Source organism: Streptococcus sp. Marseille-Q3604 (genome assembly GCF_916619785.1).
GTDB lineage: Bacteria > Bacillota > Bacilli > Lactobacillales > Streptococcaceae > Streptococcus.
The window spans coordinates 100,977-117,614 of record NZ_CAKAKM010000001.1; the positions used below are offsets into that span (position 1 = coordinate 100,977).

Genomic DNA, 16,638 nt, shown 5'->3' on the forward strand with positions numbered 1-16,638 from the left:
ATGCTTAAAAAACGTATTATTCCCTGTTTGGATGTCAAGGATGGCCGTGTCGTCAAGGGGGTTAATTTTGTGAATCTGACAGATGTTGGAGATCCTGTTGATTCTGCGCGTGCCTATTATGAGGCTGGTTGTGACGAACTTGTTTTCTTGGACATCACAGCGACTTCAGACAATCGTGAAACAACGGTTGACATGGTGCGCCGTGTTGCCGACCAGGTCTTTATTCCTTTCACGGTTGGTGGTGGTATCCGTTCAGTTGAAGACATGAACAAGATGCTCAAAGCCGGTGCTGACAAGGTTGCGGTCAATTCCTCAGCCCTTGCCAACCCTCAACTAATCGCTGATTGTGCTCAAAAATTTGGCAATCAGTGTGTGGTCGCTGCGATTGATGCTAAAAAGATGTCTGATGGGAGCTGGCATGTTTTTGTGGCAGGTGGCCGTAAGGATACAGGTAGGGACCTCATCCAATGGGCTCAAGAAGTCGTCGCCTTGGGGGCTGGAGAAATTCTCTTAACCAGCATGGACAAGGACGGCACTAAGTCTGGTTTTGATTTGGAAATGCTAAATCGTGTGGCGGAAGTCGTTGATGTTCCGATCATCGCTTCTGGTGGCGCGGGAAATATTGAGGACATTGTAGAGGTCTTTGAAAAGACAACAGCAACGGGTGCACTGGCAGCCTCTATCTTCCACTTTGGTGAGGTAAATATAGGCGAAACCAAACAAGTCTTGGCAAATGCAGGAATTGAGGTGAGACGATGACAGAGGTTAAACTTGATTTTGATAAACAAGGGGGACTTGTACCAGTCATTGTGACCGATTACAAGACGGGGCAGGTGCTCATGTTGGCCTATATGAATGAGGTGTCCTATCAGTTGACCCTAGAGACCAAACAAATGCATTACTGGAGCCGCTCTAGAAATGAGCTTTGGCATAAGGGAGCCACATCTGGTCATTTCCAACATGTTAAAAGCATCAAGACTGACTGTGATCAGGACACCTTGCTTATCACCGTGGAACAAGAAGGAGCAGCCTGTCATACAGGAGCCTATAGCTGTTTCTTTACGGATATATATGATGACAATCAAGACAGATAGGAGTAGCTATGTTAGAAACACTTTATAAGGAAGCCTTAGATCGTAAAAAGAATCCCAAAGAAGGGTCTTATACCAATTACCTTTTTGACAAGGGGCTAGACAAGATTCTTAAAAAGGTTGGCGAAGAAGCGACAGAAGTTGTGATTGGGGCCAAAAATGCTGATAAAGAAGAAATTGCCAACGAGACAGCAGACGTCCTCTATCACCTAGCAGTCATGCTCGTTGAAACAGGGGTTAGCCCTGAAGACGTTGAAGCCGTACTTAAAGCACGTCAGGGCAAGCAAAGCAATATCCATGACCGAAAAGAAGTAACAGATTATTGAGGATTATCTCAACCGATTAAGACTAAAAAGAAATGCCTGAAGTGATGCTTCGGGCTTTTTTGATAGAGGAATTCTAATGATTTTGTCCCTCTAACTACCATGAGAAAGCGCTTTAAAATGCTATAATAGGAGTGAAGAAAGCTCGTTTTATTTGAAGGATTTGGTGTGCTTATTTATACAAATCATTGATGAAAGGAAGGATGTCCTATGAAGAAAAATACTCCTTATATCATAACTCTTTCTCGTTTAGCAATTCTCCTCCTTTGTTCTAGTCTTTTAGTTGGTTGTACAGGAGCACTTCCAAATGCTTACTCAAAAGCCAGAGAAAAAACGCAAAAAATCTTGGCTCATAATGGTTTTAAGGGAAAGGTCCAAGTTAAGAATATCAAAAAGGTGATTCTAGATAGTGCAGGCATTTATGTTGATTATACCTATTCAGAGGAAACCTACGACAATCAAAACATATCATTAGATTCAAAAATTACTTTTAACCTGGACTGGACAGTTAATGGTGAAGAATATGAGACTCCTGGTCTATACTCGCAAACCTATTTACAACAAAAATCTGTAAAAAAAGAAGAGCAGAGACTCTTTAAGGAGCTTAAAAAACAATCTTTAGGTCTTGATATCGTAGATTTCTCCTTCAGAGATAATACCCTGATAGATCAAGAGGCTGGTAATCGTCGAAAACATATAGCTGAGGAAAACCGTAAAAATGGGAAATCTGATTTTTATGGGTATTATCAAATTCCTTATCAAACAATGATTGATGAACATATTGTTACTATGTCAATAAGAGTAAGTGATGCAGAAAATACTAGTAAGAACGATTTAAAAGAGGCAGCGAAGAAACTGGATGCTAGCAAGCTACCAGACGGAGAGTACGAATTTTATTTTTTCACAACTGATAAAGAAAATTCCGCTAACTATGACAATTCCGGATATATTGGCTATACCTTTAACATACAAGATGGTAAGGTTGTCCAAGATGAAGATGATTAGAAAGTATTTTGATTTTCATCGATAAGCTAGCCTGCCATACTAGGCCGTTAGAAGTGTGGGTTACACTCAAGCGATAATGTTAACCTCAAAACATGCAAAAACATCTCCAAAAACTAGTTGGAGATGTCTTTTTATCTTACAAATTCTTTTTCTTTTTAGCTTTTTTGGTTAGGGCAAGGTCACAATTTTCAATACTTGAGATAAGGTGATTCGTCAATTGGAAGTCATCCACTTGGGGATTCAAATCCACTTCGTAGACCAGCTGCATGGTCTCGCCCCCACCAGTGGTGTTAAGGGAAATCAGGTCGCATTCGCTGGTGAAATTGAGCAAGGTTTTAGTGATTTTTTGATCAATCAAGTCTTGGTAGGAGACGTTAATGGTCAGGAGTCTACGACGTTGGTTGTCGGTACGACTTTGACGATTTTCCAAAAGGAGCCAAACAGCCAATAGAAAGGCGGTGAAGAGGACGGCCAGTAGCAAATAGCCTGTCCCAGATGCCAGACCGATAATCATGGCCATGAAGACGGCGATTAGCTCCCTGGAACCACTAGTCGCTGATCGAAAACGAATGAGACTAAAGGTCCCTGCCACGGCGATAGAGGTCCCCAAACTACCATTGACAAGGAAGATAACTAGGGTCATCAAGCATGGCAGCAAGGTCAAACTGATGGCGAATTCTCTGGTGTAGAGGGTTCGATATTTGTAAGTCCAGGTCAATGCCAAGCCTAAAACAAGGCTGACCAGTAAGGCCAGCATGAGTTGAAGGGGACTTGCAGTTGCGGTTGCATCATTAAAGATAGAATTGAAGAGATTAGACATAGGCGGCAGCTCCTTTTTCTTGAACTGGATGTGGCCCGTAATCTAGACCTTGAGACTTATGATAGGCACAGCTGTATTTTGAGAATTTCTGCTCTTCCAAACCATGTTTGTCTAAGATAGCTTGAAGCCATTCTGGCTTTTGACCAGGTGCCTTGATTTCCATGATAATCGTATCTTCATCAAGAAGCGGAAACCCATGATTTCCCTTGAAGAGACTGACGTCTTCATCACGGTAAGTCAGATTTTGGTCTAGGGTCACACGAACTTTATTGTAGGCATAGCCTTGGATAGTCTCTTTTTCTTTCATTGAAAAACGGTCGTAGTAGATATACATACGAGGTTTGAGGCCTTCATCATAACGCTGACGTAAGTGGTGAATATCCTGTAAGAGCTGACGATCGGTGATTTGGCTATGATTCTTACCGTCTGTCATCAAGTTAGTGATGGCAAGGGGTGTTGAAACGAGACGAAACTTATGACCGATTCCCTCCTCATCTTTAGCTTTGACCTCTAGAAAGACCTTGCTATCAATTTTGGGATTGGCTAGGTAGGTACGCATGCGGATCTTCTCTTGACGATGATTACCATCAAGGGCATCTTGGATGACATCAAAATTATCCGTATCAAAGTAAATATTTGAAATGGTAGATGTCGGATAATCATCCTCTACCAAATACTCCTTAAGATCAGCGAGCAGGTCTTCAAGATTTTCCTTTGAGACCACATATTTTGTTTCAATACGTTTAAAACGTGTTTCCAATTGTTTAACCATGAAAAAACTCCTTTTATAGATAAGATACAAAGCCGTAAAACAACTCTCAGGAAAATAGGGAGACCAGCCGCAGGAGTTTATCTCCAAGCAGGGCCCATCTTTTTCCCCCCGAGTTGTAGGCGTGTTCAATTAGATAAGATTAAAGCCTTCACTTTAAGATTTGGCTTTTATTTTTGTAGTAGAAAATTAAGTTGAGGGCAAATGTACTATTTTATATAGTACTTACTTGCTCGCCTATTAGTCTATGGGACTTTTCTGAAAGAAGGCCTAAGTCAAACTTTCACCAAACTTAACTTAAGAAAAGTTTTAGTTAACCTTCAGAAATGTTTTAGCTAAGTCCCGTAAACTGTAATCATCAAAACGAATCCGAGAGGAAAAAAAGATATGAAATCAAAAAAACTAAAAAAATGGACGACTTTAGTAACCTGTGCGACAGCCCTAACAGTCATGACAGCTTGTAGCCAATCAAACAGTCAATCAACGGGGACGACGTCAAGCACGACATCAAAAACAAGTGCTGTAACCGCAACAACTAGTAAGAAAACGACTAATAACAACAGCAACTATTTCACTTCAAAAGACTCGGACACATCTTATGATGAAAGTTCTGCCTCTAAGATTAAGTTATCAGGCTCATCTGCGGATGTTTCAGGTGATGGCGTAACGGTATCAGATTCAACCGTAACCATCTCCAAAGCTGGGACTTACGTCATTTCTGGAAAATCTGATGGTGTGCAAATCAAGGTGGATGCTGGGGATTCAGATGATGTCCATATTGTTCTAGATGGTGCTACCATGACAAATACAAAGGCACCAATCAACGCTACAAAAGCTGGGCATGTCTACCTAACGCTTAAAGATGGAACCACTAGCACCCTCTCTGATTCAAGTTCTAACAGTGATGAAGATGCGGATGCCGTGATTTTCTCTAAGGGAGATTTGACCATTAATGGGTCAGGTACTCTTAACATTGATGCCAAGAAAAATAACGGTATTAAAGCCAATGACAGCCTTCATATGACTGGCGGTACCTATAAGATTTCCTCAGTCGGTGATGCCTTCAATGTCAATGATGAACTCAACATCACAGGAACAACTATGACCATTGAGGCTGAAGAAGATGGTGTCAAGGTCGATAATGATGACGACACCTCAGTAGGTACCATCTATCTATCTGACAATACCATGACCATTAAGGCTGGTGACGACGGTATTCATGCGTCCGGTGACCTGATTATTGATAGTGGTACTTACAAGGTTGAAAAATCAACCGAAGGTATCCAGGGTAAATCTGTGACCATCAATGGTGGAAATATCGATGTCTATGCAACGGATGATGGTGTCAATGCGGCCAATGCTAATGCCAGTCAAAGTGAGATTTTCTTTAAGATGACCGGTGGAACCCTAAATGTTGAGGTTGGTGAGGGTGATACCGACCCAATCGATTCTAACGGCGATATTATTGTATCGGGTGGAACGATTAATTTGACTGGTCAGTCTGGCTTTGACTTCGATGGTTCAGCGACCTATACCGGTGGTGACATTACTATTAATGGTGAAAAACAAACTAAGATTGAAAACTCAATGCCTGGAGGCGGTGGCCCTCAAGGTGGAGGTGGTCCCCAAGGTGGTGGACAACCAGGTGGCTTTGGAGGAGGTCACTAAAGAGTCATAGGATGAAACAGAAAGGAAGTGCCTATGTATATTATTATTCCAGCTTATGAACCAGACAAACGCCTGATTCAGGTGGTTCAAGATATTACCATAAAACTCCCTAAAGCCCGTATTATTGTTGTTAATGATGGGAGTGGACCAGGCTATAACGACTATTACGACGAAACGGCTTTTATTGGAGCGACTGTCCTTACCCATCCTATCAATAAAGGAAAAGGAGCAGCTCTCAAGACAGCCTTTGCTCACATTCAAGAAGAAGTAGTCAGTCAGCACCTTTCGGCTCAACCTATTGTCACAGTTGATAGTGACGGTCAACATCTGATTAAAGATATTGTCCGTGTGGCCAAGGCAATCGAGGAAAATCCCAGTCATCTTGTTTTGGGTGCGCGTGCCTTTGTTGGTAAGGTGCCAGCACGTAGCCGCTTTGGAAATAAGGTGACTGCTGGACTCTTCCGTCTAGTAACTGGCCAAAAGGTGACAGATACTCAGACAGGGCTTCGAGGCATGTCAACCGACCTGATTCCATGGCTTCTTAATCTGGATGGCAATCGTTTTGAGTACGAGTTTAATATGTTGCTTGAAGCCAAAAAGTCAGGCCATCAAATCTCTGAAGTCCCTATCGAGACCGTTTATCTGGAGGAAAATAAAAGTTCACACTTTCGGCCTATTCGTGATTCCATCCGTATTTACAGCCCTTTTTTAAAGTTCTCTGGCACGGCCGTCTTGGCCTCAGTCATTGATGCAACAGCCTTATTTGTGCTCTTTGCCTTGACGAAGAATCTGCTCCTTTCGGTCGTGCTAGCTCGTGTGATTTCGGCTTCCAGCCAGTGTTTGCTGAACGCCAATGTGGTCTTTAATCCGACAAGCTCCCTCTTTAGATCGAGTGTTCGTTACTTTATGTTGGTCCTGGTCCTCCTGGCCTGTAACTATTTCTTACTTAGTAGTCTAGTTGCTATTGGTTTAGGCTTGGTTCTGGCAAAACTAGTTACAGAAACCTTGCTCTTTTTAGTTAGCTACAGGGTCCAACATAATGTGGTTTTTGCTTAATAGCTGACTTGAAAATCGCTAACTGATTGAATAGAGATAGTTTATTTACCTCTCAATTACCTCTAAAAATTTTCCTAAAAATATAGAAAAAACTACCGTTTTCGACATTCGGTAGTTTTTAATGATTGTCAAAATGTTTTTCAATTTACATTATGATTAAAAATTGAAATGACTTGATAAAGACTCGAAATGGCTGAAAAAAATATGCTATAATGAAATTGTTTGAATTATGTAGATTTCATTCAAACTAGGAAAATGAAAAGAGGACCTAAAATGGGAAAAAAGGTACATTATAAGCTTCACAAAGTTAAGAAGCAGTGGGTGACGATTGCCGTCACTTCGGCAGCACTTGCCTCTATTGTAGGTGGTGCTACAGTAGCTAATCAAAAGGTTTCAGCCGATGAAACAACAGAACCAGTTGCTACTACGACAGCTGAAAGCGATGTTGTGGTCGAAACGCATGAAGTAGCGACTCCAGCAGCAACTGCTACGACAGATGTTACAGCAGTAACAAATGACAAGGCAGCAACTACAGATACTGTAGCAACTCCAACTCCAGCACCAGCAACGGCTACAACTGATACAACTACTAATGCGGCAGCACCAGCAGCGACTGATCGTGCAGCAGTAGCTAATGGTGCTACAGAAACACCAGCAAATGCAACTGTAGCAACAGATACAACGCTTACAGTAGCTGAAAAACCAAAATCTGGTGTTACTGAAAAAGAAGAAACAGCAGCACTCTCTTTGGACAACATCAAACAAGTTGATGGTAAATACTATTATGTCAAGGAAGATGGTTCATACAAAACAAATTTTGCTGTTTCAGTTAATGGCCAGTTGCTTTACTTCGGTAAAGACGGTGCTTTGACAAGCACATCAACACACTCATTCACACCAGGTACAACTAATCTAGTTGATGCTTTCTCTTCACATAATCGTGCTTACGATTCTAAGAAAGAAAGCTTCGAGTTGGTAGATGGATACTTGACACCAAACAGCTGGTATCGTCCAGTCACTATTTTGGAAAATGGTGAAAAATGGCGTGTATCAACTGAGAAAGACTTTCGTCCACTTTTGATGGCATGGTGGCCTGATGTAGATACACAAGTTGCCTACCTCAATACTTTCTCTAAACACTTTAACCTTAACGCAACTTATTCAACCAGCCAAAGTCAATCTGAATTGAATGCAGCTGCTAAGACAATTCAAATTAAGATTGAACAAGAAATTTCAGCTAAAAAATCAACTGAATGGCTTCGTCAAGCAATTGAGTCTTTTGTAAAAGAACAAGACCAGTGGAATACTACAACTGAAAACTATACCCTTGCTGACCACCTTCAAGGGGGAGCTCTTCTTTATGTCAATAATGACAAGACACCTTGGGCAAATTCTGATTACCGTTTGCTTAACCGTACACCAAGTAACCAAGATGGTTCTCTAAATGGTACAGGAAGATATTTGGGTGGTTATGAATTCCTACTTGCCAATGACGTTGATAACTCAAATCCAGTTGTGCAAGCTGAGCAGTTGAACCAAATTCACTATCTTGTGAACTGGGGATCAATTGTTATGGGTGATAAGGATGCTAACTTTGATGGTATCCGTGTTGATGCAGTTGATAATGTTGATGCAGACCTTCTCCAAGTTTATACAAACTACTTCCGAGCAGCCTTTGGTGTGGATAAATCTGAAGCCAATGCACTCGCTCACATTTCTATCCTTGAAGCTTGGGATTTAAATGATAATGCTTATAATCAAAAACATGATGGTGCAGCCCTTGCCATGGATAATAACCTTCGTTATGCAATTATGGGTGCACTTTATGGATCAGGCTCTTCATTGAAAGATTTGATTACTAGCAGTTTGACAGACCGTACAAATAATAGTAAGTATGGAGATACACAAGCTAACTACATCTTTGCGCGTGCTCATGATAACCTTGTTCAAGATATCATTCGTGATATCGTTCAAAAAGAGATCAATCCAAAATCAGATGGTTATACCATGACTGATGCTGAATTGAAACGTGCCTTTGAAATCTATAATGAAGATATGAAGAAGGCAGAAAAACGTTATACTATTAACAATATTCCAGCTGCCTATGCTTTGATTCTTCAAAATATGGAGCAGGTAACTCGTGTTTATTATGGAGATCTTTATACGGATAACGGCCAATATATGGCTACCAAGTCTCCTTACTACGATGCTATCACAACGCTCTTGAAGAACCGTATGAAATATGTTTCAGGTGGACAATCGATGAAAGTCGACACGTTCAATGGAAAAGAAATCTTGTCATCTGTTCGTTACGGTAAAGATATTATGACTGCTGACCAAACTACGGGTGTAGCAGAAACAAGTAAACATTCTGGTATGTTGACACTTATTGCCAATAATCAGGATTTCTCACTGGGTGATGGTACGTTGAAAGTTAACATGGGTAAACTTCATGCTAACCAAGCCTACCGTCCATTACTTCTTGGTACTGATAAGGGAATTGTCACTTACGAGAATGATGCAGCTGCAGCTGGAAAAATTAAATACACCGATGCTGAAGGGAACTTGACTTTCAGTGGAGATGAAATCAAGGGATATCGAACTGTTGATATGAGAGGTTATCTTGGTGTTTGGGTACCAGTAGGTGCGCCTGATAACCAAGATATCCGTGTTAAAGGTTCAGATAAGAAACTTGACAAGACATTTTCTGCTACTGAAGCATTGGACTCACAAGTTATCTATGAAGGTTTCTCAAACTTCCAAGATTTTGTTGAAAAAGATAGCCAATATACTAATAAATTGATTGCAGAAAATGCGGAACTCTTCAAGTCATGGGGAATCACATCATTCGAGATGGCTCCTCAATTTGTATCGGCTGATGACCGTACTTTCCTTGATTCTGTTATCCAAAATGGCTATGCCTTTACTGACCGTTATGACCTTGCCATGAGTAAGAATAACAAATATGGATCTAAAGAAGATCTTCGTGATGCACTTAAGGCGCTTCACAAGCAAGGTATTCAAGCAATTGCTGACTGGGTTCCAGATCAACTTTATCAATTGCCAGGACAAGAAGTTGTAACAGCAACACGTGCTAATAGTTATGGTACTCCAAAGGCCAATGCTTATATCAATAACACTTTATATGTTGCAAATTCTAAATCATCAGGTAAGGACTTCCAAGCTCAATATGGTGGTGAGTTCCTTGATGAGCTCCAAAAGAAATATCCACAGTTGTTTGAAGATGTGATGATATCAACTGGTAAGAAGATTGATCCATCTGTTAAAATCAAGCAATGGTCTGCTAAGTACATGAATGGTACTAATATCTTGGGTCGTGGTAATCGTTATGTTCTCAGTAACGATGCTACGGGTCGCTATTATCAAGTTACTGATAATGGCATCTTCTTGCCAAAACCTTTGACGGACCAAGGTGGTAAGACAGGTTTCTACTATGATGGTAAGGGTATGGCCTACTTTGATAATAGTGGTTTCCAAGCTAAGAATGCCTTCATTAAATATGCTGGAAATTACTATTACTTCGATAAAGAAGGTTATATGTTAACTGGTCGTCAAGATGTCGATGGTAAGACTTATTTCTTCTTGCCAAACGGTATCCAGCTTCGTGATTCTATTTATCAACAGGATGGTAAATATTATTACTTTGGTAGCTTTGGTGAGCAGTACAAAGATGGTTACTTTGTATTCGATGTACCGAAAGAAGGTACTTCAGAAACAGAAGCTAAATTCCGTTATTTTTCACCAACTGGAGAAATGGCTGTTGGCTTGACTCATGCTGGTGGAGGATTGCAATACTTTGATGAAAATGGCTTCCAAGCTAAAGGTACTAAGTATGTTACTCCAGACGGAAAACTCTACTTCTTCGATAAAAATTCAGGTAATGCCTACACAAATCGTTGGGCTGAAATCGATGGTATCTGGTATGAATTCAATGATCAAGGCTATGCACAAGCTAAGAAGGGTGAATTCTACACAACAGATGGCTCAACATGGTTCTACCGTGATGCAGCTGGTAAAAATGTGACAGGTGCCCTTACTTTGGATGGTCACGAATACTACTTCCGTGCAAATGGTGCCCAAGTTAAAGGTGAATTTGTTACTGAAAATGGCAAGATTAGCTACTACACTGTAGATAATGGTTACAAGGTTAAAGACAAGTTCTTCGAAGTAAACGGCAAGTGGTACCATGCTGATAAGGATGGTAACCTCGCCACAGGTCGTCAAACAATTGACCACCTTAACTATTACTTCAATGCTGATGGAAGCCAAGTTAAATCTGATTTCTTCACTCTTGATGGTGGTAAGACATGGTACTACGCCAAAGATAATGGTGAAATCGTGACAGGTGCGTATAGCGTTGGTGGTAAAAACTATTACTTCAAAGAAGATGGTAGCCAAGTTAAAGGTGACTTTGTTAAGAATGCTGATGGTTCACTTTCTTACTATGATAAAGATTCAGGGGAGCGTCTCAATAACCGTTTCTTGACAACTGGTAACAATGTTTGGTACTACTTCAAAGATGGTAAGGCTGTAACAGGACGCCAAAATATCGATGGTAAAGAGTATTACTTTGATCATTTGGGACGTCAAGTTAAAGGTAGCCCAATCAGCACACCAAAAGGAGTGGAATACTACGAATCAGTTCTTGGAGAACGTGTGACAAACACATGGATCACTTTCCAAGACGGTAAGACTGTCTTCTTCGATGAAAATGGTTATGCTGATTTTGATAAATAATCAATCAATCTAATCTTAATCTGAGAGATTAAGTGAAAAACGATATGATTTGACATGAATTTATAGGTGAAATTTCTTGAAAACGAGAATCGTTTAAAGAAATTTTGCCTTTTTTTGCTCCTTAAAGAAAAAAATCTGACAAATATCAATTTTGAGTCAGAATCGTTGTAAAAGCCATTGTATCAAGGGTTTTAGTGGTTTTTATAGAAAATAGTTTTACTTATCAAATGATATGAAAATGAGAATTGAAAGCCTATGAAATAGGTGTGTTACAAAACTTTTCTAATGTTGCTGTTATGTTACATATAATTTATAAAAAAACAATTAATTCGAGAAATAGTTAGAAAATAATGATATAATGTAATTGTTTGAAATCGGATAGATTTCAGTCTGATTTTGACAAATAAAATCACGGGGAAAATTATAATGGAAAATAAGGTACACTATAAGCTTCATAAAGTTAAGAAGCAATGGGTCACAATTGCAGTTGCCTCTGCAGCACTTGCTACTGTCGTAGGAGGATTGTCTGCAACAACATCTTCAGTTTCAGCGGATGAAACTCAAGATAAGATAGTAACTCAACCAAATTTAGATACAACAGCCGATTTAGTTACTTCTACAGAAGCAACCAAAGAAGTCGATAAACGTACAAATACAAAAGAAGCAGATGTTTTAACGCCTGCTAAAGAAACAAATGCCGTCGAAACAGCAACTACAACGAACACACAAGCAACAGCTGAAGCAGCTACAACAGCAACAACTTCTGATGTAGCGGTGGCAGCTGTTCCAAATAAAGAAGCAGTTGTGACAACAGATGCACCAGCTGTTACAACTGAAAAAGCAGAAGAACAACCAGCAACAGTGAAGGCTGAAGTTGTAAACACAGAAGTTAAAGCGCCAGAAGCTGCTTTGAAAGATTCAGAAGTAGAAGCTGCGCTTTCCTTGAAAAACATCAAAAACATTGATGGTAAATATTACTATGTTAATGAAGATGGTTCACACAAAGAAAACTTTGCCATTACTGTAAATGGTCAATTGCTTTACTTCGGTAAAGATGGTGCCCTTACAAGCTCATCAACATACTCTTTCACACCAGGAACAACAAATATTGTTGATGGTTTCTCAATAAATAACCGTGCCTACGATTCATCTGAAGCTAGCTTTGAATTGATTGATGGTTATTTGACTGCAGATAGCTGGTACCGTCCAGCTTCTATCATCAAAGATGGTGTAACTTGGCAAGCATCAACTGCAGAAGATTTCCGTCCACTTTTGATGGCTTGGTGGCCAAATGTAGATACACAAGTTAACTACTTGAACTACATGTCTAAAGTATTTAACTTGGATGCTAAATACACTAGCACAGATAAGCAAGAAACTTTGAATGTTGCTGCTAAGGATATCCAAGTTAAGATTGAACAAAAGATTCAGGCTGAAAAATCAACACAATGGTTGCGTGAAACTATCTCTGCCTTTGTTAAGACACAACCACAATGGAACAAAGAAACTGAAAACTACTCTAAAGGTGGCGGCGAAGATCACCTTCAAGGTGGTGCCCTTCTTTATGTAAATGATTCACGTACACCATGGGCGAACTCTAACTATCGTCTTTTGAACCGTACAGCAACTAACCGGACTGGTACAATTGATAAATCAATTCTTGATGAGCAATCAGATCCAAACCACATGGGTGGTTTCGACTTCTTGCTAGCTAATGACGTAGATTTGTCAAACCCAGTTGTTCAAGCGGAACAATTGAACCAAATCCACTACCTTATGAACTGGGGTTCAATCGTTATGGGTGACAAGGATGCTAACTTCGATGGTATCCGTGTCGACGCGGTAGATAATGTCGATGCAGACATGCTTCAACTCTACACAAACTACTTCCGTGAGTACTATGGTGTTAACAAATCTGAAGCAAACGCTCTTGCTCACATCTCAGTCCTTGAAGCATGGAGTCTTAATGACAACCACTACAATGACAAGACAGATGGCGCTGCGCTTGCTATGGAAAACAAACAACGTTTGGCTCTCCTCTTCTCATTGGCTAAACCAATCAAAGAACGTACACCGGCTGTAAGTCCTTTGTATAACAATACTTTCAACACGACACAACGTGATGAAAAGACTGATTGGATTAACAAAGATGGAAGCAAGGCCTATAACGAAGACGGAACAGTTAAACAGTCTACAATCGGTAAATACAACGAGAAATACGGAGATGCGTCAGGAAACTACGTCTTTATCCGTGCCCATGATAACAACGTTCAAGATATTATTGCTGAAATCATCAAGAAAGAAATCAATCCAAAATCAGATGGTTTCACAATCACTGATGCTGAAATGAAGCAAGCCTTTGAGATTTATAACAAAGACATGCTCAGCAGCGACAAAAAATATACCTTGAACAACATCCCAGCAGCATACGCTGTTATGTTGCAAAACATGGAAACAATCACTCGTGTCTACTATGGAGACCTTTATACAGATAATGGTAATTACATGGAAACTAAGTCTCCATACTACGATACCATTGTTAACTTGATGAAGAATCGTATCAAGTATGTATCTGGTGGACAAGCTCAACGTTCATACTGGTTGCCAACTGATGGTAAGATGGACAATTCAGATGTTGAACTCTACCGTACAAATGAAGTCTATGCTTCAGTACGTTATGGTAAAGACATCATGACAGCTGATGATACAGAAGGTTCTAAATACAGCCGTACATCTGGTCAGGTAACACTTGTAGCTAACAATCCAAAATTGACTTTGGATCAATCAGCTAAATTAAACGTTGAAATGGGTAAAATCCATGCCAACCAAAAATACCGTGCTTTGATTGTTGGTACAGCTGATGGTATCAAGAACTTTACATCTGATGCAGATGCAATCGCAGCAGGTTACGTGAAAGAAACAGATAGCAACGGTGTCTTGACTTTCGGTGCGAATGACATTAAGGGTTATGAAACATTTGATATGTCTGGTTTCGTAGCAGTTTGGGTTCCAGTTGGAGCTTCAGATGATCAAGATATTCGAGTAGCGCCTTCAACAGAAGCTAAAAAAGAAGGAGAGTTGACTCTTAAAGCGACTGAAGCTTATGATTCACAATTGATCTACGAAGGATTCTCTAACTTCCAAACTATTCCAGATGGTTCAGATCCTTCAGTTTATACTAACCGTAAGATTGCTGAAAATGTTGATTTGTTCAAATCATGGGGCGTAACATCATTTGAAATGGCACCTCAATTTGTTTCTGCTGACGATGGTACCTTCCTTGATTCAGTTATCCAAAATGGTTATGCCTTTGCAGACCGTTACGATCTTGCCATGAGTAAGAACAATAAATACGGTTCTAAAGAAGATTTACGAGATGCGCTTAAAGCACTTCACAAGGCTGGTATCCAAGCGATCGCTGACTGGGTTCCAGACCAAATTTACCAATTGCCAGGTAAAGAAGTCGTAACTGCAACTCGTACTGATGGTGCAGGACGTACGATTGCGGACGCTATCATCGACCATTCACTTTATGTGGCTAACTCTAAGTCATCAGGCAAAGATTACCAAGCTAAATACGGTGGTGAATTCTTGGCTGAACTTAAAGCTAAATACCCTGAAATGTTCAAGGTAAACATGATCTCAACTGGTAAACCAATTGATGATTCTGTTAAATTGAAACAATGGAAGGCCGAATACTTCAACGGAACAAACGTTCTTGAACGTGGTGTTGGCTACGTACTTAGCGATGAAGCAACTGGTAAATACTTCACAGTCACTAAAGATGGTAACTTCATTCCTCTTCAATTGACAGGTAAAGAAAAGGTTGTTACTGGATTCTCAAGTGATGGTAAGGGAATCACTTACTTCGGTACAAGTGGTACTCAAGCTAAATCTGCCTTTGTAACCTTCAATGGTAACACCTATTACTTCGATGCTCGTGGTCACATGATTACAAACGGTGAATACTCACCAAATGGTAAAGACGTTTATCGTTTCTTGCCAAACGGTATCATGTTGAGTAATGCCTACTATGTTGATGCTAATGGTAATACCTACCTTTACAACACTAAGGGTCAAATGTATAAGGGCGGTTACACTAAATTTGATGTTACTGAAACTAAAGACGGTAAAGAGTCTAAGGTTGTGAAATTCCGTTACTTCACTAATGAAGGTGTCATGGCCAAAGGTGTTACGGTTATTGATGGCTTCACACAATACTTTGGAGAAGACGGTTTCCAAGCTAAAGATAAATTAGTAACCTTTAAAGGTAAAACTTATTACTTTGACGCACACACTGGTAATGCTATCAAGAACACTTGGAGAAACATTGAAGGTAAATGGTATCACTTTGATGAAAATGGTGTTGCCGCTACAGGTGCTCAAGTTATCAATGGTCAAAAACTTTACTTTAATGAAGATGGAAGTCAAGTTAAAGGTGGCGTTGTTAAGAATGCAGATGGTACTTATAGTAAGTACAAAGAAGGTTCTGGAGAATTAGTTACTAACGAATTCTTCACAACTGATGGAAATGTATGGTACTATGCAGGCGCTGACGGTAAGACTGTTACAGGTGCTCAAGTTATCAATGGACAACACCTCTACTTTAAAGAAGATGGAAGTCAAGTTAAAGGTGGCGTTGTTAAGAATGCAGATGGTACCTATAGCAAGTACGATGCTGCAACAGGTGAACGTTTGACTAATGAATTCTTCACAACAGGTGATAACAATTGGTATTATGTTGGTTCTAATGGTAAGACAGTAACTGGTGAAGTTAAAATCGGTGCTGATACCTATTACTTCGCTAAAGATGGTAAACAAGTAAAAGGACAAACGGTAACTGCTGGCAATGGTCGTATTAGCTATTACTATGGTGATAGTGGTAAGAAAGCCATCAGCACATGGATAGAAATCCAACCAGGAATCTACGTTTACTTTGATAAGACTGGTATTGCTTACCCACCTAGAGTGTTAAACTAATAGATTGAAAAGGAGAACTTCGGTTCTCTTTTCTACCATTTGCCAAGTCTATCAAGGCTTTAAGTAAAAAAAGAGATAAGATAGTGGCTATTCTGAGGTTACTGTCTTATTTTTAACACTTTTTGATCCATAAATGGGCATGCTAAAAAAACACCTCATCTGGTATTT

The 16,638-nt window shown here is 40.0% G+C and carries 10 protein-coding genes; 8 read left to right on the forward strand and 2 right to left on the reverse strand.

Annotation, left to right across the window (positions count from 1 at the left end; translation table 11 throughout):
* From hisF to LG375_RS00490, 4 genes are all read left to right on the forward strand, one after another.
* The gene (gene hisF, locus LG375_RS00475; RefSeq protein ID WP_073689296.1) at positions 1 to 759 is read left to right on the forward strand and encodes an imidazole glycerol phosphate synthase subunit HisF; all 759 of its coding nucleotides are present in this window, start codon (positions 1 to 3) and stop codon (positions 757 to 759) included.
* Positions 756 to 1,094 (forward strand): phosphoribosyl-AMP cyclohydrolase, encoded by a 339-nt coding sequence (gene hisI, locus LG375_RS00480; protein WP_211180645.1) that lies wholly within the window; start codon positions 756 to 758, stop codon positions 1,092 to 1,094. Before hisF ends, hisI begins: the two co-directional genes overlap by 4 nt.
* An 8-nt stretch (positions 1,095 to 1,102) precedes the next feature.
* Entirely contained in the window at positions 1,103 to 1,417 is a 315-nt protein-coding gene (gene hisE / locus LG375_RS00485) for a phosphoribosyl-ATP diphosphatase (RefSeq protein WP_110980950.1), read from the forward strand.
* Between the two features lie 207 nt (positions 1,418 to 1,624).
* Positions 1,625 to 2,419: a hypothetical protein gene (locus tag LG375_RS00490; RefSeq protein WP_225745061.1), complete on the forward strand. Its 795-nt coding sequence runs from the start codon at positions 1,625 to 1,627 to the stop codon at positions 2,417 to 2,419.
* Between the two features lie 136 nt (positions 2,420 to 2,555).
* Here the strand turns inward: LG375_RS00490 and LG375_RS00495 are convergent, their stop codons facing one another.
* Positions 2,556 to 3,239, reverse strand: a complete 684-nt coding sequence (locus LG375_RS00495) for a DUF4956 domain-containing protein (RefSeq protein ID WP_073950522.1) — start codon at positions 3,237 to 3,239, stop codon at positions 2,556 to 2,558.
* Complete coding sequence (locus LG375_RS00500) at positions 3,232 to 4,011, reverse strand: polyphosphate polymerase domain-containing protein (RefSeq protein ID WP_073950520.1); 780 nt, start codon at positions 4,009 to 4,011, stop codon at positions 3,232 to 3,234. Before LG375_RS00500 ends, LG375_RS00495 begins: the two co-directional genes overlap by 8 nt.
* A gap of 384 nt (positions 4,012 to 4,395) precedes the next feature.
* Between LG375_RS00500 and LG375_RS00505 the strand changes: the two genes are divergently transcribed.
* The 4 genes from LG375_RS00505 to LG375_RS00520 all read left to right on the forward strand — a co-directional run bounded on the left by LG375_RS00505 (position 4,396) and on the right by LG375_RS00520 (position 16,470).
* Positions 4,396 to 5,676, forward strand: a complete 1,281-nt coding sequence (locus tag LG375_RS00505) for a carbohydrate-binding domain-containing protein (protein ID WP_225745062.1) — start codon at positions 4,396 to 4,398, stop codon at positions 5,674 to 5,676.
* A 33-nt stretch (positions 5,677 to 5,709) separates the two neighbouring features.
* On the forward strand, positions 5,710 to 6,732 hold the full coding sequence (locus tag LG375_RS00510) for a glycosyltransferase (RefSeq protein WP_002884005.1): 1,023 nt from the start codon (positions 5,710 to 5,712) through the stop codon (positions 6,730 to 6,732).
* Positions 6,733 to 7,005: 273 nt separating this feature from the next.
* A complete protein-coding gene (locus tag LG375_RS00515; RefSeq protein WP_225745063.1) occupies positions 7,006 to 11,490 on the forward strand; it encodes a glycoside hydrolase family 70 protein in 4,485 nt (1,494 codons plus the stop codon).
* Between the two features lie 426 nt (positions 11,491 to 11,916).
* Positions 11,917 to 16,470 carry a glycoside hydrolase family 70 protein gene (locus LG375_RS00520; RefSeq protein WP_225745064.1) on the forward strand — a complete coding sequence of 1,518 codons (4,554 nt, stop codon included), beginning with the start codon at positions 11,917 to 11,919 and terminating at the stop codon, positions 16,468 to 16,470.
* The last annotated feature ends 168 nt before the right edge of the window (positions 16,471 to 16,638 follow it).